Origin of the sequence: Acinetobacter sp. YH12241 (assembly GCF_013417535.1) — a bacterium.
In the GTDB taxonomy this organism is placed as follows: Bacteria; Pseudomonadota; Gammaproteobacteria; order Pseudomonadales; family Moraxellaceae; genus Acinetobacter.
Map to the genome: position 1 here is coordinate 1 of NZ_VPDQ01000027.1, position 20,201 is coordinate 20,201.

Genomic DNA, 20,201 nt, shown 5'->3' on the forward strand with positions numbered 1-20,201 from the left:
GGCTGTTTTGGAAGCAGGAATATCAACACAAAAGCATTGAATAATTTTTTTAATCTTGTAGTGACTTAATTTACTGTTTTCTATCATGATTCTAGACTAACATAATCATTTTGCTAGTCTAGAGCCTAGATTTTATTAAAAAAAGAAACTCTAGATTAACAGCATGCTTCTATTGTAAATATCTGTAAAGCTTATCGCGGAACTTTTTAGACAATAAAAAACCGCATTCATGAATGCGGTTTTTTGGAATTAATTTTATAAATTAACGCATTTTTGCCAAGAAACGGCCTAAACGGGTAATCGCTTCACGCAGTTCATTTTCTGCTGGCAGGAATACCACACGGAAGTGATCCGGTGTTGGCCAGTTGAAACCAGTACCTTGAACCAATAGAACTTTCTCAGCACGTAACAGATCAAGCATCAGTTTCTCGTCATCTTCAACCGGATAGATTTCAGGATCAAGACGAGGGAAGCAGTACATTGCACCTTCAGGCTTCACACAAGACACCCCTGGAATCTCGTTTAGCATTTCCCAGGCAATATTGCGTTGTTCATATAGACGGCCACCTGGGCGGATCAAGTCATTAATAGATTGATAGCCACCAAGTGCAGTCTGAATTGCATATTGTGCTTGATGATTCGCGCAAAGACGCATTGAAGCCAGCATATCCAAGCCTTCAATGTAGTCCATTGCACGTGATTTATCACCAGTAATTGCCATCCAGCCTGAGCGATAGCCAGCAATACGATAGGCCTTAGATAAACCGTTGAACGATACACATAATTGCTTGCCTGCGAGTGAAGCTACTGACACATGTTCAATGCCATCGTAAACGATCTTGTCATAGATTTCGTCTGCAAACAGGATTAAGTCATATTTCTTCGCCAAATCAACGATTTGCTGTAATACATGACGCGGATAAACCGACCCAGTTGGATTATTCGGGTTGATAATCACGATCCCGCGGGTATTTGGCGTGATTTTGCTTTCCATATCCGCAATATCTGGATACCAGTGATCTTCTTCATCACATTTATAGTGAATCGCAGTACCGCCAGACAGGTTCACTGCCGCAGTCCATAATGGATAATCCGGCATTGGAATCAGCATTTCATCACCGTCATCCAGTAGGCCTTGCATCGCCATTACAATCAGTTCAGATACGCCATTGCCGACATACACGTCGTTCACGTGCATATCCAGAATGCCTTTTTGCTGGTAATACTGGCAGATCGCTTTACGTGCCGGGAAAATCCCTTTGGAATCCGTATAACCAATCGCATTTGGCAGGTTCAGTGCAACATCATTAATGATTTCTTGCGGGGCTTCAAAGCCGAATGGGGCGGGATTCCCGATATTCAGTTTAATAATTTTATGTCCGGCTTCTTCCATCTCGTTGGCCGCTCGTAACACTGGTCCGCGAATGTCGTAGCAAACATGCTCAAGCTTAGACGATTTCTTGATCTCGCGAGGGGGGGTGTTACCAATACCGGACATAATTCCATCCAATTAATTTTTAAGTTAAACCTATAGATTACGCAAATATCACAATCTATGCTGAAATTTCGCTAGAAATTTTTTCATCTCTAGCGTAAATATGGAAGTACTGAAGCATGACATTGAATGTCAAAGATTTAAAGGAGTTAGTGATGGGAAAACTCAATAAAACAGACCGGGAATGGCAAAGAGAGTTATCACCAGAAGAGTTTCGCATTACGCGTGAAAAAGGAACTGAACCGGCATTCACAGGCAAGTACTGGAATACAAAACAGGAAGGGACTTATGTCTGCCGTTGCTGTGGTACACCACTGTTTTCTTCAACCACCAAATATGACAGCGGTTGCGGCTGGCCAAGCTTCTATCGTCCTGTGAGCAGCTCAGTTGTAGAGGAATTACCTGATACTTCACATGGTATGGTGAGAACAGAAATTGTTTGTCATCATTGTGATGCACATTTGGGACACGTTTTCCCGGATGGTCCGGAACCGACTGGCTTACGTTATTGTGTAAACTCGGCCTCTTTAGAATTACAAACACAAGAAAAAACTGACGAGGAAACTTATCCATGACCAGCATTTATCAGTTTGAAGCTGAGTTGTTAGATGGAAAAAACAAACGGCTTGCAGATTATGAAGGGAAAGTACTTTTAATCGTAAATACCGCGAGCAAATGTGGTTTCACTCCACAATTTGCAGGTCTGGAAAAGCTTTACCAGAAATATAAAGAGCAGGGACTGGAAGTTTTAGGTTTTCCATGCAACCAGTTTGGCGGACAGGATCCGGGTTCAAATGAACAGATCGGTGAATTTTGTCAGAAAAATTATGGGGTTTCTTTCCCGATGTTTTCCAAGGTAGATGTAAAAGGCCCAGAAGCGCATGCGATCTTCCGTTACTTGACCAATAATTCTAAAGGAATTCTAGGAAATGGTATTAAGTGGAATTTCACCAAATTCCTGATTGGTCGTGATGGCAAGGTATTAAACCGTTTTGCACCTACCACCAAACCTGAAGATCTCGAAACAGAAATTGAAAAGATTTTATAAGTTTATTTGAAATGTCCAATTTCTAATAAATAGAAAATAAGTGAAATAAAAAAATAATTTGTAGCCAACATCCATAAAAAAACCCACTTCTGGAAAGTGGGTTTTTTTATTTATATTTAGATCTTAAAAGATTAAAGAATCGCTTTTAAACGTTGAATTACCTGTTCACATTGTGCCAGATCAGCGACTAATGCCAACCGTACATGGTTTTCACCCGGGTTGCCTTGCGTAGTTTCACGAGACAGGTAACGGCCTGGTAGCACTTTGATATGCGCTTTTTCCATTAGCATTTTGGCAAAAACCTCATCATTGTCTACTTTTAGCCAATAGTAGAAACCCGCATCCGGTTTTTTCAGCGGGAGCAAGTGCCCTAATTCTTTCTGGAACAGATCAAATTTGGCACGATACTGTACCCGGTTTTCTTCTACATGGGCTTCATCATTCCAGGCAGCAATTGATGCTAACTGATGCTGCACCGGCATCGCTGCACCATGATAAGTACGGTATTGCAGATAAGGTTTGAGTAAAGTGGCATCACCTGCAACAAAGCCTGAACGCATGCCTGGCAGATTAGAACGTTTAGAGAGAGAATGGAAAACGACGCAGTTTTTATAGTCATCTCGGCCAATTTCGGCACACACTTCCAGTAATCCGGTAGGGGCTTCATCAAACCAGAGTTCTGAATAGCATTCATCAGAAGCAATGACAAAATCATATTTGTCTGACAGTGCAATCAACTTTTTAAACTGCTCTTTAGAGAGAACGGCACCTGTTGGATTGCCTGGTGTACACAAAAATAACAAGGCAGTTTTTTCCCAGACTTCAGCCGGAACTGAATCAAAATCACCTAAGTAATCATTTTCTTCAGTACAGTTAATGAAATAAGGTTTTGCACCTGCAAGCAGGGTAGCACCTTCATAAATCTGGTAGAAAGGGTTTGGCATCACCACATAAGGCGCATTTTCACGATTGATCAAAGCTTGGACAAAAGAAAAGATCGCTTCGCGTGTACCGGAAACCGGTAATACATTGCTGTCTGCACTGATGCTATTGAGTTTAAAACGGCGAGTCAGCCAGTTGGCAATGCTTTCACGTAATTCAGGTAAGCCTTTGCTGTTCGGATAAGTCGATAAATGTTGGAAATTATCGATAATTGCTTGTTTCACAAACTCGGGTGCTGGATGCTTTGGTTCACCAATCGAAAGGGGAATCAAAGGCATATTCGCAGGCTGGATATCCGCGAAAAGTTTATTCAAATTTTCAAACGGATATGGATGCAATAAAGACAAGCTAGAGTTCATGAATGTGTTACCGAGCAGTGTGTTAGTGTTGAGCATTGACCTGATGTGAGGCCTCATCTAGAGCAGCTTTTAATGCCGCTGCAAAATTGTCAGACTCTATTTGGGTCATTGGGCTGCCATCTTTTTTGGTGACAAAGAAAATATCTTCAGCACGTTCGCCAAGCGTAGCAATTTTGGCAGAGTGAATATCCAGACCCTGCATCATAAATAAACCGCCAATTTTCGCAAGTAAACCAGGATGGTCAAGTGTCGCAATTTCAACCATATTCTGGTTTAAAGCTTCATTAAGGGTGATATCGACGGTATTTTCAATATCAAAATGACGTAACTGACGCGGAATCCGGCGCTGCATCAGACCTGGATATTCATCAGAATGACTTAAGGCATCCTGTAAGGCTTCAATGACAGTTGCCTCACGTTCCGGATCGGTCAATAACGTGCCAAAACGGTCAAGGACGACATAGGTATCCAAACTGAAAGCTTTGGTTGCGGTAATAATTCGGGCATCCTGAACGTCCAGATTCATGCGATCCAGAACAGCGACCGTGGTGGCAAACAGATTTGGCTTGTCTTGGGTATAGATGAAGATCTGTACGGCATCCTGCGCATATTTACGATGCGCACGCATCAATACCAGCGGTGCAGGATTATCGCCATGTTCCAGAATGGCACGGGTATGCCAGGCGATTTCATCGGCAGATTCTTTCAGGAAGTAATCATCGCCCAGTTCTTGCCAGACTTTTTCGACATCATAAAGCGAGAAATGTTCCACCAACCGTTCACTGGCTTCGAATTTGGTATCTTCAATCAGCATCTGGTAATCAACCGGACGGCCGAGACCTGAACGGATCACATCACGCGCATGCGTATAGAGTTGACGCATCAAAGATGAACGCCAGGTATTCCAGAGTTTTGGATTGGTCGCGTTGATATCTGCTACTGTCAAAGTGTACAGATAATCCAGATGCTCCATATCGCCCATTTTTTCAGCAAATTCTTTGACTACATCCGGATCGGAAATGTCTTTTTTCTGTGAAGTCACCGACATGGACAAATGGTTTTCAATCAGCCAGGCAACCAGATTGCATTCACGTTCGGTAAAGCCATGGGTACGGCAGAACTGAATCGCATCGGCTGCACCAAGCTCACTATGATCGCCACCACGACCTTTGGCAATATCATGGAAAATAGCCGCTAGATAAACAATGTCACGACGTGCTAAGCGCTGGAACACGGAGCTGACCACAGGGAATTCTTTGGCAAATTCAGGTTCCTTGAAGCGGTTCAGATTGCGGATCAAGAGTAGGGTATGCGCATCCACGGTATAGATGTGGAACAGGTCATATTGCATCAGGCCGGTAATTTGTCCGAAAGCCGGAATATATTTGCCCAGGACACCATAACGTTTCATCGCAACTAGCGTTTCGTACAGGCGATGCGGTGAACGAATGATGGCCATAAACAGGGCTTGGTGTACCGGATTATCACGGAAATCCTGATCAATACGTTTAGCAGCCAGGGTCAGCAGACGTAAAGTACGGGCACGAATACCTTCAATTTCCGGACGATTGGCCAGCAAATAGAAGATTTCCAGAATGGCACTTGGCTTTTCCGAGAAAATCTTGTGATGTTGAACGGCTAATTTGCCATCCACCAGTTTAAAGTTTTCGTTAATTTCTTCAATCTGGCGTTCATATTGGGGTAAACGTGGGGTAATGACCGATTCATTGAAATAAGCCAGCAGCATTTCATTCAGGGTCGAAACCTGCTGCGCGCTACGGTAATAGCGCTTCATGAACTGTTCGATTGGATAGTTCGGTGACTGACCTTCTTCACGGGTATAGCCAAACATTGCCGCAATATCTCGCTGATAATCGAACAGCAGGCGGTTTTCATCGCGCTTGGTCAGACGGTGTAAATGATGACGAATTTCCCAGAGGAAGCTTTCAGCTTCTTCGAGTACGGCAAGTTCAAACTCTGAAATAAAGCCCAGATGCACCAGGTCATAAATACGGTTGACACGGAAATGACGTTTGGCAATCCAGCCAATCTGGTTAATATCACGGATACCGCCCGGTGCATTTTTAATATCCGGTTCCAGATTGCTTTCAGTATTATTGTGCTGAGCATAGCGTTTGTACTGCTCGTCCATTTTCGCATCAAAAAAGGTTTTATCAGTCCAGGTTTGTGACACGATCCGGCGTGGCCACTTGGTTAAATTTTCATTGCCAATAATCAGACGTGCCTCGATCAAGGACGTCGCTACAGTAAGGTCGCTGCTGGCCTGATTGACACATTCATTGATGGTACGAACACTGATGCCCGGTTTGAAATTGCCCACATCCCAAAGCGAAGAAATAAAGCTGGAGATCAGCTTTTCCTGCTCTGAAGTGAAATCATCTTCTGAGAGGATCATGATATCGACATCTGAATATGGCAGCATTTCGCGGCGGCCATAACCGCCGACTGCGAAAAGCGCCAAATCGGTCTGATCAAGTTCAGCATGATTCCACAGAAATTGCAGGGCTTCATCAATCAGGTTAGAACGAGCCTGAATGATGTCACGGATGGACTGTCCATTTTCAAAACATTCCTGAAGCTGATTTTCTACATCGCTACGCCATTGATTGATCGCTTTGATGTCATTGTGACTTTTAATGTAATTCAGCAGCGGGGAGGTATTGATCATGAACAGTGGTCCGTTGTATTTACTTAATTTTGATGAACATTAACTTGGTCAGCAACCTGTTGAGCCAGCTCGCGAGCCTGTTCAATGCTTTCTGCACGCGCAGTCGCGACACCCATACGGCGGCGTTTAAAACCTTCAGGTTTACCAAACAGGCGTAAATCGGTATCGGCATGGGCTAAAGCAAGATTCAGGCCAGAAAATGAAAGATTGCGATCATTGACACCTGCGTAAATCACGGCACTGGCAGCCACACTATGGCGAGCTGTATTGACTGGTAAGCCTAAAATAGCACGGGCATGCAGTTCAAATTCACTCTGGAACTGGGAAGCCAAAGTGACCAGACCAGTGTCATGCGGGCGAGGTGAAACCTCACTAAACCATACTTTGTCGCCTTTGACAAAGAGTTCTACACCAAAAATGCCGCAACCGCCCAATGCCGTGGTGACTTTATTGGCGATACGTTTTGATTCTTCCAGAGCAGCGGGACTCATTGGCTGAGGCTGCCAGCTTTCTACATAGTCGCCTGAGTCCTGACGATGTCCAATCGGATCACAGTAAGAAGTTTCGATTTCGCCAGTTTGAGGATTCTTAGCCCGCACAGTAAGCAGGGTAATTTCAAAATCGAAATCAATCTGTGATTCGACAATCACTTTGCCCTGATTAACTCGACCACCTGTTTGCGCATATTCCCAGGCAGCATCGACTTCTTCAAAACTTTTCACGCGAGATTGGCCTTTACCTGAAGAAGACATCACCGGCTTCACAAAGTTTGGATAACCAATGTCATCACAGGCTGCGCGGAAAGATTCCAGAGAATCGGCAAAGCGATAAGCAGAGGTCGGTAAGCCTAGTTCTTCAGCCGCCAGACGACGAATGCCTTCACGGTTCATGGTCAGGTTAACTGCTTTAGCTGAAGGAATTACGGTTGCAATATTCTGTTCTTCAATTTCAACCAGCACTTCGGTCGCAATCGCTTCAATTTCAGGAACAATGAGATGCGGCTGAATTTTTTGAATAAGCTGTTTGAGTTCCGCTGCATCTGCCATATTTAAGGCATAAGAAAAATGTGCCACCTGCATGGCAGGAGCATCTGCATAACGATCTGCAGCATGAACTTCTACACCTAAACGTTGCAAGGAAATCACCACTTCCTTACCTAGTTCTCCTGAACCTAGCAATAGAACTTTAAAAGCTGAAGATTGAAGAGGAGTACCAATAGTCACGTTCATGTGTATTATCCATGCTTGATTTTATGGACTTTTAGCATAACAGAACTCAATGCCGAGATAAGCCGAGTTTCATACAAAATTGTGATATTGGCCAGCAGTTTTATTTATAAAAGTTTATAGAGAATTGCATCTGAAATCAGGCAGTTCGCTTTACTGTATTTTTCACCGGGTTTAAATGATAAATCCGGTTTTGCGGATTGAGTTTTTCCATATGCAGAATTTGCTTGTCATTGAGCTGAAGTTGATGGAGAAGTTTCAGACTTTGTATTCTCTTAAAGGCGTAAAAGGGAATGAAAAAAGGACAGATAAAACCAAATATCCAGAGCAGTAAACCAAATCCTGAAAATTGCAGTGCATCGAGGAATACAGTGAAAAAATGGAATTTATGATTTGACACTGCGACAAGTGCAAAGAATAAAAACAGTAAAATTGTACTAAAGCCAAATACATAAATGAGATTTGGAATGCCTTTATGTAGCAGGCTCCAACGGCTAAAAATGATTAGTTTGGGATGCAGATGGATCACCTGTTGAGTCTAATTGTAGAGGGCAATGATTTTATTTTTGCCATGCTTCTGAATATAAATGACACGAACATGATCTGCGGGTTCAGCAACCACTTCTACAAAATGACCAGTAAAATTCTGTGCATTAATAAAGCATTCAAAATAGCAGCCGGGTAATTCATACTGGTTAAAAATAGCCAACATTTCATCACGTCGATAATGAATAAATATTTTCCCTTCAATTATTTGCTTTGGCTCGAATATGCCAATATTTTCCTTACTTTTTTTCTTATATAAAAAAGACTTATGCAATTTATTTAGCATAAGTCTTGAATGAGATTTCTAATTTTCTAAAAGGCTTAAAAAGGCATGGGGATATAGGTATAAATCAGGCCATATGTTAAAGCAGCAGTTAAGGTCGCCATGACAATTTTCTTGAACTTGAAATACAGTCCAGCGAGTACAATAAAACCGATCAGCATGGCAAAGCTTTTATCTGGCGTTTCCAGTAAGGGTGGTAAGGTCGCCACAACCAGCATGGAACTGATGGCAGCAATCCCAATCGAACCCAAGGCAATTTTCAGCCATAGCGTACCACGTTTTTGCGAACCCTGCTGAAATTTTTGAATCACATAAAATGGACCAAAACGTGAGGCAAAATTGGCAATCCCGACAATAATCCCGACCAAGATAATTTCAAGATTCATGATTGATCTCCTGCATATTCAGGATCTGGTTTTTTCAGCACATAGTGCTTGAACAGGCCGGCCAAAATGCCGGAACTGATGCCGATAAAGATCGCAGCGGACAAATCGATAAAATAACAGGCAACCGCTGAGACAATAATTGTGATGGTCACGACAAAGGTATGTTTCTTTTCAAATGCAGCGAGCAGGAAACTTAAGAACAGGGCAGGTAACAGGAAGTCTAAAGCTGCCTGTAAAAATTGCGGTAAGTTGCTGACCTGATCTGCAAATAAGCCACCGAGAAAAGAACCTGTTGCCCAGGACAGCCAGCTGAATAAACTCAACCCCAGCATCCACGATTCAGACCATTCCTGACGCCGTTGCGACAGTTTAATCATGCCAGAGGCAAATACCTCATCGGTGAGTCCCCAAGCCCAGACTGCTGTTTTCTTCAGGTTTAAACGATCTTGGATCAGGTTTTGTAAAGCTGGGCCGTATAAAAGATGGCGAATGTCCAAAGCAATCACGGTCAACGCAGTCATCCAGATCGATGTGCCGCTACCAAGTAGTGCTACAACTAAAAACTGACTGGCACCGGCATACATGGAGCAGGACAGAAATAAGGCTTCCCAGGCAGTAAAGCCGAACTGGGTGGCAGAAACGCCAAAGGCAAAGGAGACCGGAAGGTAAGTAAATATAATGGCCTGGCTATCTTTGGCACCTTGCCAGAAACCGGCAGGTTGCATCGCTACTGGATTGTGGTCAGACACAAAACACCTTGAGGGAGAGAGTTAAAACAGGGATTAAATCAAGATTGTGTATTGTACGCGAATTTACTAGCATAGTGCCGAAATGTTTAACTGGCGATTCTGATATGTTGATGTTCAAGACACGTGCAATGCTGGTCGGTGTTTTAATCGGCAGCACCTTATTTCTTCAAGCTTGTGGAAATGACAGTCAAGCGCCAAAAGCCGAAATTAAAGCGGCACCTAAACTCTCTAATGATGCGACCACTTATGCCAATGCTGCATGGCAATTCATGAATGAAGTCGATCCGCTGGTTTATAACAAGGAAATGGAACAGATAGATGCTCAGGTACGTCAACCGGCCCGTAAATTGAGTACTGACTGGCGCATTAATGTGAAAATGACTGACTCAGTGACGGAAGGAAAATATGCCTTATGTCGCAAGGCGTTAACCAGTCTGGAAATCTGGGCACGTAGCACCGTTGAAAATAGCAGTAGCGTGGCACAGAAACAGGCCGACTATGAGCGTGATAAACAGCAATGTCAGGGAGCTATTGCTCATCCTGAACTGGGAAATACTGATCCAAAGCAGAAAGGTAATGCAGTAGCTGAACAGTCTTAATCGGGTTTTATAATCTTCAGGCGGGACTTCGGTCCCGCTTTTTTGTTATAAAAAACGATTCTATTTATATAAATAAACAATAATTAAAATTAAGAAAGATTGCCCTGAATCATTAAAAAAGTCCTATAATTGACTCATAATCAAGCGATTTAGAGATAAAAGTTAATTTTTGGAGTCATTTTAAATGTTAAATAAATTGTTTTTAGCGATAAGTCTAAGTACTATTTTAGTAAGTGGAGTACAAGCTTCTCATGCGTGTGAAGTGGCACCATGTACCAATGGCTTTGATAGCGTCAATGTCTGTGAATTGCGTTCTTAAATTTTAAATCCATCTCCCTATAGAAAATTTAAACAGCAAAAATTAAAAGAAGCCTCAGAATAAGGCTTCCCATACAGTAGACGATCATGTCTTAAAGCAACATGAACAGACGTTCTAGATACAACACTGCTCCGCTCAAAAGAATACTGAGACCACAGAGCAAACGTAAAGAGTGCCAAGACATGAGATTTCGTCCTACTGTATTCATTTATGTTGAAAGTGCTTCCAGATAACGGCGATTCACTTCCTTCCAGTTCACCACATTAAAGAAAGCGGCAATATATTCAGGACGACGGTTCTGGTATTTCAAATAGTACGCATGTTCCCAGACATCCAGACCTAGAATCGGAGTATTGCCATGCATGAGGGGTGAGTCCTGATTGGCACTGTTTTCTACAATAATGGTTTGATCAGGTGCCACACTGAGCCAAGCCCATCCGCTACCAAAACGGGTTAAGGCTGCCTTGGTGAAAGCTTCTTTAAAGGCTTCAAAGCCGCCAAGCTCCTTGTCGATCGCTTGTGCAATTTCACCTTCAGGATTGCCACCGCCATCTGGACTCATTACTGTCCAGAACAGGGAATGGTTGGCATGACCGCCACCATTATTAATCACATTATTTTTCAAATCTTCAGGTACCTGATTGGCTTTGCTCACCAGTTCTTCCACAGAAAGATCTTCCCATTCTGTGCCTTCAATACCTGCATTGATGTTGTTGATATAAGTTTGATGATGTTTGGTGTGGTGGATTTCCATGGTTTTAGCATCAATATGTGGTTCCAATGCATCATAAGCATAAGGGAGTTCGGGAAGGGTATAGCTCATTTTTAATTGTCCTTAAGCGTGATTGAGTGAGTGGAATTTTCGACTAATTTTTAAAATACGCTTGAGCTGTATTAAATACAATGAGAATTATTATCATTTATGTTATGGGGTGAGATTTTTATAAATAGGATGTAAATATGCGTATGAAAATGGCAAGAAGCCAAATTTGGTAACAAAAAAGCCCCGAATGATCGGGGCTATTTTTTGGTTTCAAACTTATACGTTGAAACGGAAGTGCAGAACGTCACCGTCCTGAACGATATAAGTTTTACCTTCCAGACGCCATTTACCAGCTTCTTTAGCGCCAGCTTCGCCGTTGTACTGTACGAAGTCATCATAAGCAATACATTCTGCGCGGATGAAGCCTTTTTCGAAGTCAGTGTGAATGACACCCGCTGCCTGAGGCGCAGTTGCGCCGACTTTAACCGTCCAGGCGCGAACTTCCTGTACACCGGCAGTGAAGTAAGTTTGCAGACCAAGCAGTGAATAACCTGCGCGGATTACTACGTTCAGACCTGGCTCTTCCATGCCCATTGCTTCCAGGAATTCAGCACGGTCTTTATCTTCAAGCAATGAAATTTCAGCTTCGATCTGGTTGCAAAGTGGAACCACGATTGCATTTTCAGCAGCTGCCAGCTCACGTACCGCATCGAGGTGCGGGTTATTTTCAAAACCGTCTTCTGCCACGTTAGCGATGTACATAGTTGGTTTAAGTGTTAATAGACCAAAGCCACGTACCAGTTTACGTTCGTCATCATCCAGATTTGCTGCACGGGCAGGTTTGCCTTCATCAAGCAAAGGTAGGATTTTTTCAAGAACGGCTTTAGTGGCTACAGCTTCTTTATCGCCACCTTTTGCAGACTTCGCCAGACGAGTCACTGCTTTAGTCACAGTTTCAAGGTCAGCTAGAGCAAGTTCAGTGTTAATCGTTGCGATGTCATCAAGCGGATCAATTTTACCGTTGACGTGAATCACGTTTTCATCTTCGAAACAACGAACAACATGAGCAATTGCATCAGTTTCACGGATATTCGCCAGGAACTGGTTACCCAGACCTTCGCCTTTAGATGCACCAGCAACCAGACCCGCGATGTCCACGAATTCCATGGTAGTTGGTACCACGCGTTGTGGTTTTACGATTTCAGCAAGTTTATCCAAGCGTGGATCTGGTACAGGCACGATACCGGTGTTTGGTTCAATCGTACAGAATGGGAAGTTTTCCGCAGCAATTGCAGCTTTAGTTAATGCATTGAAAAGCGTAGATTTACCAACGTTAGGCAGGCCTACAATACCACAATTAAAACCCATGAAATAACTCACAAAGCGTTATATAAAAATTGCCAGTGATTTTACATGAAAGCCATGACAAAGTCAGGTCATGGCTGGGTGCTTTGTTGAAAACTTATGAAATAGATGTTTTTAAATTTTACGTTTATCGAGCTGATTCGATAGGGTGTCACCAGTGGCCTGAACCAGCATGACCAGAATCACCAGCACCACAATCACCGCCAGCATGATCTGCATGTCAAAACGCTGATAGCCATAACGGTAGGCAATGTCGCCCAGACCACCGGCACCAATAGCACCGGCAATGGCGGATGAGTTAATCATGGTCACCAAAGTGACGGTAAAACCGGCCACAATCCCTGGTAAAGCTTCAGGTAATAGCACATGCCAGATAATTTGCTTACGGTTACAGCCAATCGCTTGAGCCGCTTCAATCAGTCCCTGATCTACTTCACGTAAACTCACTTCAGCAATACGCGCAAAGAAAGGAGTCGCGGCCAACGTTAAAGGTACAACGGCTGCCCAGACGCCATAGCTGGTGCCTACAATCCAGCGGGTAAGGGGAATTAAAGCGACCATTAAAATCAGGAAAGGCACCGAACGGGTAATATTTACAATCCAGCCCAGAGCCTGATTAATGGGTTTGGATGGATAGATCCCGTGTTCAGATGTACTGACCAGTACTACTGCCATCGGTAAACCAATCAGAAAGGCAACGATTGCGGATACACCAACCATGATGAGGGTATCGGTGGTTCCTGTTAGTAATAAATCAATGAGTTGGTCGTGCATAGCCAATCACCTCAATCTGTGCAATGTGTTGTTTTAGTTTTTGCTGAAGTAAGTCAGTATCCAGATTTAGATCGGCAACTGCGACAATCAGGCTACCGACCAGATGATTCTGGATGCTGTCGATATGACTTTGATAGAGATGCACCGGATGCTCGAACTGTGCGAAAATCACTTTCAAATCTGGTGAATGCTGAACACTAGAGGCATAGCGCAGTTTGATAATGCTATGGGTGGTATCTGTTGTCACTTCAGGACTGATCGAAAATGGCAGTTCCAGCTGTTCCAGATTCAGCAGTTCCTGGGTAATTTGCTGCTGTGGATTGGAAAACACTGACCAGACTTCACCCGCTTCAACAATTTCACCTTTTTCAATCACGACGACTTGATCGCAAATTTCACGGATCACTTGCATTTCATGGGTGATCAGCACAATGGTAATACCAAGTTTCTGATTGATTTCTTTTAACAGTGATAACACCACGGAAGTGCTTTCCGGATCCAGTGCAGAAGTGGCTTCATCACAGAGTAGAATTTCCGGGTGATGCACCAGCGCGCGAGCAATGCCGACACGCTGTTTTTGTCCACCGGATAGCTGGGAAGGATAGCTCTGTGCCTTATCGCTTAAGCCCACCAGTTGCAGTACTTCGTTTACACGCGCATCAATGTCTGATTTTTTATAATTTGCAACTTTTAAAGGCAGAGCTACATTTTCCCAGACGGTTTTGGCTGACATCAGATTGAAGTGCTGGAAGATCATGCCAATGCGCTGACGTAGCTGGATCAGTTCAGCATGGGTGAGCCCAGCCAAATCCTGCTGATGGATATGGATATGACCTTCGCTGATCTGTTCCAGACCATTTAGGGTACGTAGCAGCGAGGATTTCCCCGCACCACTTTTCCCGATAATCCCGAAGATCTTGCCTTCAGGAATATCCAGATTGATGTTTTTCAAGGCATGTACCGATTTGCCTTGTACCTCATAGTATTTATTCAGGTCACGGATTTTGATATGTGGGACGGAAAACGCCACCTGAGAACCAAAACTCACCATAGTATTCACCTTATTTCCAGCCTTCAAACCACATACCAGTACCAAAATCCTGGTCCAGAATTGCTTTGACTTTTTCAGAATTCTGGAAAGCTTTTACGAAAGTCGCCAGTTTCTGGTTTTTATCTTCATAGTCTTTGCGTGTCACAAACAGAATGGCGTATTTCTTGTCTATTGGATCCAGGAACAGAGCATCATGTGGATCTGCTGCTTTAGCAAGTTTTAGATAATGCGGATAACCAAAGATCAGGTCTGCTTCATTCAGGGCATGCGCCGTTTGTGGGCCCTCAACTTCAATAAACTGCAACTGTTTAGGATTATTCTTGATGTCCTTAACGGTTGATAATTCATTGTTGATATCTTTCAATTCAATCAGTTTTGCACGGTTAAGAAGGATCAAGGCACGTGCCAGATTCACAGGATCATTTGGAATCACCACACGGGCGTTGTGAGGTAGTTCATCCAGTGATTTATATTTCTTAGAATATAAACCGACATGGCTACCCGTACCGGGCGCGAAACTATGTAAATCGAAGTTGGTTTCACGAATGGCATTTCTTAAGTAGACACTTTGCTGGAAAAAGTTAGCATCGATGTCGCCATTCTGTACCGCGACATTGGGTGCATGCCAATCTGAAAATTCAACCAGCTTAACATTGATGCCTTGTGGCTTCAGTTCATTAGCCACACTTTGCAATAAGTCTGCATAAGGTGGGCTAATGCCAATGGTCAGTACACCTTCTTGCTGCTGACCCTTGGTCCAACGGTAAGCCGCCAGACCAAGAATAAGTGCGAGGATGACACCGCCAATGATCCACTTCTTTGCATTCGAATTTGACAAATTTACTTGAGTCATGACTACACCTTATTTCCAGCCCGGGAACCAGAGTTTCGCACCGAAGTCAGCATCTAGTGCTTCCTTCACGCGAGGTGAGTTCTGATAGATTTCAACAAATTTTTTCAGCTTGTCATTTTTGTCCTGATAGTCTTCACGTACTGCAAACAGGATCGCGTAACGGTTGTCCTTGTTAGAGTCAAATAGCAATGCCTGTTCTGGATCAGCTGTTTTAGCCAGACGTAGATAGTGCGGGTAACCGAAAGCCAGATCAACATCATCAATGGCACGTGCAGTTTGCGGACCTTCAACCTCAACGAATTGCAGATTTTTCGGATTCACTGCAATATCTTTTAGGCTAGAAAGGTGGTTGTTTGGATCTTTTAAAGTTACCAGTTTGGCTTGTTGCAATAACAGTAGCGCACGACCTTGATTGACTGGATCATTTGGTACTACAACTTTCGCGCCGTCTTTTAGCTCATCCAGGCTGTTAATTTTCTTGGAATATAGGCCAACATGCGTCGCTGCACCTTTGGCAAAGGCTTTGATTTTAAAATCAGTTTCTTTTTTAGCATTATCTAAAAACGGCTGATGCTGGAAGAAGTTGGCATCAATATCGCCATGATTCAGGGTGATATTCGGTGTATTCCAGTCCGAGAACTCGACCAGTTTGACATTGATGCCTTGCTGTTTGGCTTCTTCGGCTGCGACTTGTAAAGGTTTAGCGAAGGACGGGCTGATCCCAATCACCAGTTCATCCGAACCGGATTTCTTTTGCTGGTTCCACACCACTAGTCCGATAATGACGGCGGCAATAATCACCCCAATCATGGTGAATTTTGTTTTAGCTGTTTGTGCCATGTTGCACCTCAAAATAAATTTATGCTGATTGTTTTTGCTTTAGGTTCGTGTTCGCTGTTGAGGCGGAGCTTTGACATCGGAATTGCTGCACTGGATGCGCGCTAGGTAAGCGGTCACCTTGCTGAAACAGTTTGTGTCTGAAACTGCCTTGTTCATATTCAGTTTTATAGCGTCCGCGCTGCTGTAATTCAGGAATCACAAATTGGATAAAATCCTGATGTGATTCAGGTGCCACCGTGCGGGTCAGGTTGAAGCCATCGATACCAGTTTCATCAATGAGCTGAATCAGTTTTTCTGCCACCGTTGCGCCACTACCTACGATCAGTGGATAACGACCACCCAGCTCATGTTGAGCTTTTAGGTCATTGGGTGTGATCTGCTGCTCTTTAAATTTGTCATTAACCGTCGCAATACTATTGGTCTTCTTGTAAGGAATTGGTTCATCATCAGCGAATTTGGACAGGTCAATCCCGACAGAACTTGAATAATGCGCAAGACCAGCTTCAGGACTGGCATAAGCACGGTATTCATCCAGTTTATGCTGTGCCAGTTTATCCGTTTCAGCGGTCACGACGGTAATGCCGACAAAAATCTTGATCGCTTCAGGATCACGGCCTTGTTCAGTGGCCTGACGACGAATCTGATCGACCTGTTTCTTGATCTTGTCCGGATGGTCACCACCAATAAACATGCCTTCAGCATGCTGGGTAGCGAAAGCCATACCACGCGGTGATGCACCAGCCTGGAATAGTACCGGCGTACGCTGAACAGAAGGGGAAACCTGGAATACGCCCTGACTGCGATAAAACTGGCCTTGGTGATTGATCTGATGCACCTTGGCTGGATCAGTAAAGATACGCTGCTGCTTATCTTTTAAGACAGCATCATCTTCCCAGGAGCTTTCCCAGAACTTGTAGCACAGCTGTAAAAATTCCTCGGCCTGTTCATAGCGCAGGTCATGGTCTTTCAGGCCATTTTCGCCAATCAGACGTTGTGCACTGTCCAGATAACCGGTGACAATATTCCAGCCGATACGGCCATGGGTCAGGTGATCCAGACTGGCAAAACGACGGGCGAACTGGTACGGTGACTCATAGCTGAGATTCACCGTGACACCAAAACCGAGATTCTCAGTGACTGCTGCCATGGCAGATACCAACGTGCTTGGGTCATGGCTGGGTAACTGAATGGATTCTCTTAGAGTCAGGTCAATGCTGTTCTGATAGACATCATAGACTCCGGTAATGTCGGCAATGAACAGGCCGTCAAACAGACCTTTTTCCAGCGTTTTCGCCAGATCAGTCCAGTAGCTCAGTTCATTAAAACGGTGTGATTCATCCCGCGGATGAGCCCACAAGCCATGATTGATATGACCCACGCAGTTCATATCAAAAGCGTTCAGCAGGATTTTTTTAGTTTTCGAGTTTGTTGTAGTCTTTGTCATTACAATGTCCCCCGGCGTGGAGGCAGAACACCATTCAGCAAATAATTGGCGATAAAATAGTATTTCCATCGTGAAGCATCATGCAGGGTATGCACGCGGGCATTACGCCAGAAGCGGTCTAAGCCATCTTCGCGCTGGCTACCACGACTGCCAGCCAGTTCAATCAGCTTCGATGATGCTTTTAATGCGGTTTCAGAACTGTGTGCACGCACTTTGGCTACATCTAGAGAGGCTCTGGCAACACTGACCTCAGTCGGAGCAACCTTGGCGGCATCAACAGAACGTGCGGCCTGTTTGAGTAACACTTCAGAAGCACGCACATCAGCTACCACACGGCCCAGTTCAAGTTTGGTCAGCGGATCATCGGTGGCCTTGTCCACACCAGAATCAATCCACGGACGCGCCTGACGTACACGGTCCAAGGTTTCCTCAAATGCAGTACGGGCAATGCCGGTTTCAATGGAGGCATGTAGCAATTGTGCGAAAGGACCGGAAATGGTTGGGCGGGAATAGGCCGTATCAAAACGTACCACATCTTCCTCAAGCACCTGCACGTTGTCGAATTTCACCGTGCCGCTGCCAGTGGTACGCTGGCCAAAACCGCTCCAGTCATCAATCAAGGTGAGACCTTCACTGTCACGTGGGACAAAGGCTAGGAATTGCTGTTCGCTTTCATGCACGACCAGTGTCGGAATGCGGTGCGCAAACAGGCTGCCGGTGCAATAGAATTTTTCGCCGTTAATGACATAACCTTGCTCGGTTTTGCGAATCGCAGTTTGGCGCTGTGCAGCAGTCTTGGTCTTGAATTCAGCTAGGGCATTACCAAAACGAGCACCTTTTAAGACTTCGGCATAGAGTTTCTGTTTTTGTTCCTCCGTGCCGTTATTGCGCAGGATTTCGAGACCATAGAAATGGTTTTGCGGAATCTGACCGATTGATCCATCCACACCGCTCATTAGGGCAATGACTTGTGCCACCGTATAGCTAGACACTTCTGCACCACCATATTCTTTAGGTACAGTAATCGCCCAGAGTCCGGACTGGCTATAAGCCTCGATTTCTTCGAAAGGCAGAATACGTTCAGCATCACGTTGTACTGAATTAATCTTGAACTGCTCTGCCAGATTATGGGCAATTTCTAGTGCTTCTTCATCAGATTTGATGATGTGCGCATGTGCCAGCTGTTCTGACTGCAATGGACTAATGTTTTGAAATGAAGTCATGGCAAATATCCTTAAATCCAGGCGTGGCGGGCAGGGAGTTTATGATTTAGGTAATAATCCCCAAGTGCATGCAGCTTCCAGCGGATCGGGTCATGCAAGGTATGCACACGGGCATTACGCCAATGCTGATCCAGATTGTGCTGACTGAGGCTGGAGCGACTTCCACCCAATTCCAGTAATTTTTCCGAGATATGTAGCGCAGCATCGTTGGCATAGACCTTGGCTTCAGCCACTAGAATTGAGGCTTTGGCTGCCTGCTCATCAGTCACAGATTCCAGCTGATCCAGTTCATCCAAATATTCAGCGGCTTCATCCAGCAGTAAAATCGCGGCATCGAGCAGCACAGAAGATTTGCCAACTTCCTGCAGGGTATAATGTTCTAAGCTGGCTTTTTCGACTTGAGCATCGACAATTGGACGTGCTTTTTGTACGGCAGTCAGCGTATCGGCAAAAGCAGCTTCGGCAATGCCGACATCAATCGCGACCTGCATCAATTGGGAATAGGCACCGCGGTAGCTTGGTTGATTTCCTAACAGACGCTCATCAAAAATCAATAGCGGATCAACTTCGACATGCTGAAGTTTGACGGTACCACTCGAAGTCGTGCGTTGACCAAAGCCATTCCAATTGTCGATCACTTCCACACCTTCAGCATTGCGGTCGACAATGGTTAGTACTACATGGCCTTCTGGATGAATCGCTTTAATCGCTAACCAGTGCGTGAAGCTACTACCAGTTGAATAGAATTTCTCGCCATCCACAAAATAGCGGCCATTTTCAAATGTTAAAGTGGTGGCAAGCGTCTTGGTATCTTTGGTATTGCGCTCTGGACCGCCATTCGCCAGACGCTTACCTTTTAGAATTTCGTTATAAATAAACTGTTTTTGTTCTTCTGTGCCCATGATCTCGATCATGTTGAGTAATGCGATCTGGTTCTGCGGAATTTGCCCGACACTTGAGTCAGCCTTATTAATAATCCGGAATACATGAGCCAGGGTTTTATTGGCAACAAATGCACCGCCGTACTGTTTCGGAATACGCATGCCGCCCAGGCCTTTCTGGCTGAACAGGTCAATCTCAGCAAAAGGTAATAGACGTTGCTGATCACGCTGATTACGGCCTTCCAGGGCAAAGTCTGCAACCTGATAAGCAGCATTAATCGCGTCGAGATCATTTTCGATAATATGAACTTTTTCAGAAGTTAAACGAGACATAATGACATCCTAAATCGATGCCAAAACGTTACA

General features: G+C 44.3%; 19 protein-coding genes and 1 pseudogene. 3 read left to right on the forward strand and 17 right to left on the reverse strand.

Annotated elements, in window-relative coordinates:
* A pseudogene (locus FTV18_RS12685) lies at positions 1-87 on the reverse strand (IS1595 family transposase); the annotation flags it as partial.
* A 175-nt stretch (positions 88-262) separates the two neighbouring features.
* Complete coding sequence (locus tag FTV18_RS12690; RefSeq protein WP_004784132.1) at positions 263-1,498, reverse strand: pyridoxal phosphate-dependent aminotransferase; 1,236 nt, start codon at positions 1,496-1,498, stop codon at positions 263-265.
* Positions 1,499-1,650: 152 nt separating this feature from the next.
* On the opposite strand from FTV18_RS12690, the gene msrB reads away from it, so the two are divergent.
* Both msrB and FTV18_RS12700 read left to right on the forward strand, forming a co-directional pair.
* A complete protein-coding gene (gene msrB / locus FTV18_RS12695) occupies positions 1,651-2,070 on the forward strand; it encodes a peptide-methionine (R)-S-oxide reductase MsrB (RefSeq protein ID WP_004784131.1) in 420 nt (139 codons plus the stop codon).
* Entirely contained in the window at positions 2,067-2,543 is a 477-nt protein-coding gene (locus FTV18_RS12700) for a glutathione peroxidase (protein ID WP_180015375.1), read from the forward strand. The genes msrB and FTV18_RS12700 overlap by 4 nt, the downstream gene beginning before the upstream one ends.
* A 131-nt stretch (positions 2,544-2,674) precedes the next feature.
* Here FTV18_RS12700 and dapC read toward each other — a convergent pair whose 3' ends face one another.
* From dapC to FTV18_RS12730, 6 genes are all read right to left on the reverse strand, one after another.
* Positions 2,675-3,844 (reverse strand): succinyldiaminopimelate transaminase, encoded by a 1,170-nt coding sequence (gene dapC / locus FTV18_RS12705; RefSeq protein ID WP_180018373.1) that lies wholly within the window; start codon positions 3,842-3,844, stop codon positions 2,675-2,677.
* Between the two features lie 22 nt (positions 3,845-3,866).
* Complete coding sequence (gene glnD / locus FTV18_RS12710) at positions 3,867-6,533, reverse strand: [protein-PII] uridylyltransferase (protein WP_180018375.1); 2,667 nt, start codon at positions 6,531-6,533, stop codon at positions 3,867-3,869.
* 23 nt (positions 6,534-6,556) lie between these two features.
* On the reverse strand, positions 6,557-7,771 hold the full coding sequence (purT, locus tag FTV18_RS12715; protein ID WP_180018404.1) for a formate-dependent phosphoribosylglycinamide formyltransferase: 1,215 nt from the start codon (positions 7,769-7,771) through the stop codon (positions 6,557-6,559).
* Positions 7,772-8,297: 526 nt separating this feature from the next.
* Positions 8,298-8,471, reverse strand: coding sequence for a hypothetical protein (locus FTV18_RS15770; RefSeq protein WP_257218604.1), 174 nt, complete (start codon positions 8,469-8,471; stop codon positions 8,298-8,300).
* Positions 8,472-8,626: 155 nt separating this feature from the next.
* Positions 8,627-8,974 (reverse strand): L-valine transporter subunit YgaH, encoded by a 348-nt coding sequence (gene ygaH / locus FTV18_RS12725; protein WP_034170697.1) that lies wholly within the window; start codon positions 8,972-8,974, stop codon positions 8,627-8,629.
* Positions 8,971-9,699 (reverse strand): AzlC family ABC transporter permease, encoded by a 729-nt coding sequence (locus FTV18_RS12730; protein ID WP_171505577.1) that lies wholly within the window; start codon positions 9,697-9,699, stop codon positions 8,971-8,973. Before FTV18_RS12730 ends, ygaH begins: the two co-directional genes overlap by 4 nt.
* Positions 9,700-9,827: 128 nt before the next feature.
* On the opposite strand from FTV18_RS12730, the gene FTV18_RS12735 reads away from it, so the two are divergent.
* Complete coding sequence (locus tag FTV18_RS12735; protein ID WP_159123256.1) at positions 9,828-10,322, forward strand: hypothetical protein; 495 nt, start codon at positions 9,828-9,830, stop codon at positions 10,320-10,322.
* 527 nt (positions 10,323-10,849) lie between these two features.
* On the opposite strand, the gene FTV18_RS12740 is transcribed toward FTV18_RS12735, so the two are convergent.
* From FTV18_RS12740 to FTV18_RS12780, 9 genes are all read right to left on the reverse strand, one after another.
* Complete coding sequence (locus tag FTV18_RS12740) at positions 10,850-11,464, reverse strand: superoxide dismutase (protein WP_180018376.1); 615 nt, start codon at positions 11,462-11,464, stop codon at positions 10,850-10,852.
* A 216-nt stretch (positions 11,465-11,680) separates the two neighbouring features.
* On the reverse strand, positions 11,681-12,772 hold the full coding sequence (gene ychF, locus FTV18_RS12745) for a redox-regulated ATPase YchF (RefSeq protein ID WP_180018378.1): 1,092 nt from the start codon (positions 12,770-12,772) through the stop codon (positions 11,681-11,683).
* Between the two features lie 111 nt (positions 12,773-12,883).
* On the reverse strand, positions 12,884-13,543 hold the full coding sequence (locus tag FTV18_RS12750; RefSeq protein ID WP_159123258.1) for a methionine ABC transporter permease: 660 nt from the start codon (positions 13,541-13,543) through the stop codon (positions 12,884-12,886).
* Entirely contained in the window at positions 13,524-14,594 is a 1,071-nt protein-coding gene (locus tag FTV18_RS12755) for a methionine ABC transporter ATP-binding protein (RefSeq protein WP_180018406.1), read from the reverse strand. Before FTV18_RS12755 ends, FTV18_RS12750 begins: the two co-directional genes overlap by 20 nt.
* A gap of 10 nt (positions 14,595-14,604) precedes the next feature.
* On the reverse strand, positions 14,605-15,447 hold the full coding sequence (locus tag FTV18_RS12760; protein WP_180018379.1) for a MetQ/NlpA family ABC transporter substrate-binding protein: 843 nt from the start codon (positions 15,445-15,447) through the stop codon (positions 14,605-14,607).
* Between the two features lie 9 nt (positions 15,448-15,456).
* Positions 15,457-16,287 (reverse strand): MetQ/NlpA family ABC transporter substrate-binding protein, encoded by an 831-nt coding sequence (locus tag FTV18_RS12765; RefSeq protein WP_180018381.1) that lies wholly within the window; start codon positions 16,285-16,287, stop codon positions 15,457-15,459.
* Between the two features lie 19 nt (positions 16,288-16,306).
* Positions 16,307-17,731: an LLM class flavin-dependent oxidoreductase gene (locus tag FTV18_RS12770; protein WP_180018383.1), complete on the reverse strand. Its 1,425-nt coding sequence runs from the start codon at positions 17,729-17,731 to the stop codon at positions 16,307-16,309.
* The gene (locus tag FTV18_RS12775) at positions 17,731-18,954 is read right to left on the reverse strand and encodes an SfnB family sulfur acquisition oxidoreductase (RefSeq protein ID WP_180018385.1); all 1,224 of its coding nucleotides are present in this window, start codon (positions 18,952-18,954) and stop codon (positions 17,731-17,733) included. The genes FTV18_RS12770 and FTV18_RS12775 overlap by 1 nt, the downstream gene beginning before the upstream one ends.
* 11 nt (positions 18,955-18,965) lie before the next feature.
* Positions 18,966-20,168, reverse strand: coding sequence for an SfnB family sulfur acquisition oxidoreductase (locus tag FTV18_RS12780; RefSeq protein ID WP_180018388.1), 1,203 nt, complete (start codon positions 20,166-20,168; stop codon positions 18,966-18,968).
* Positions 20,169-20,201: the final 33 nt, after the last annotated feature.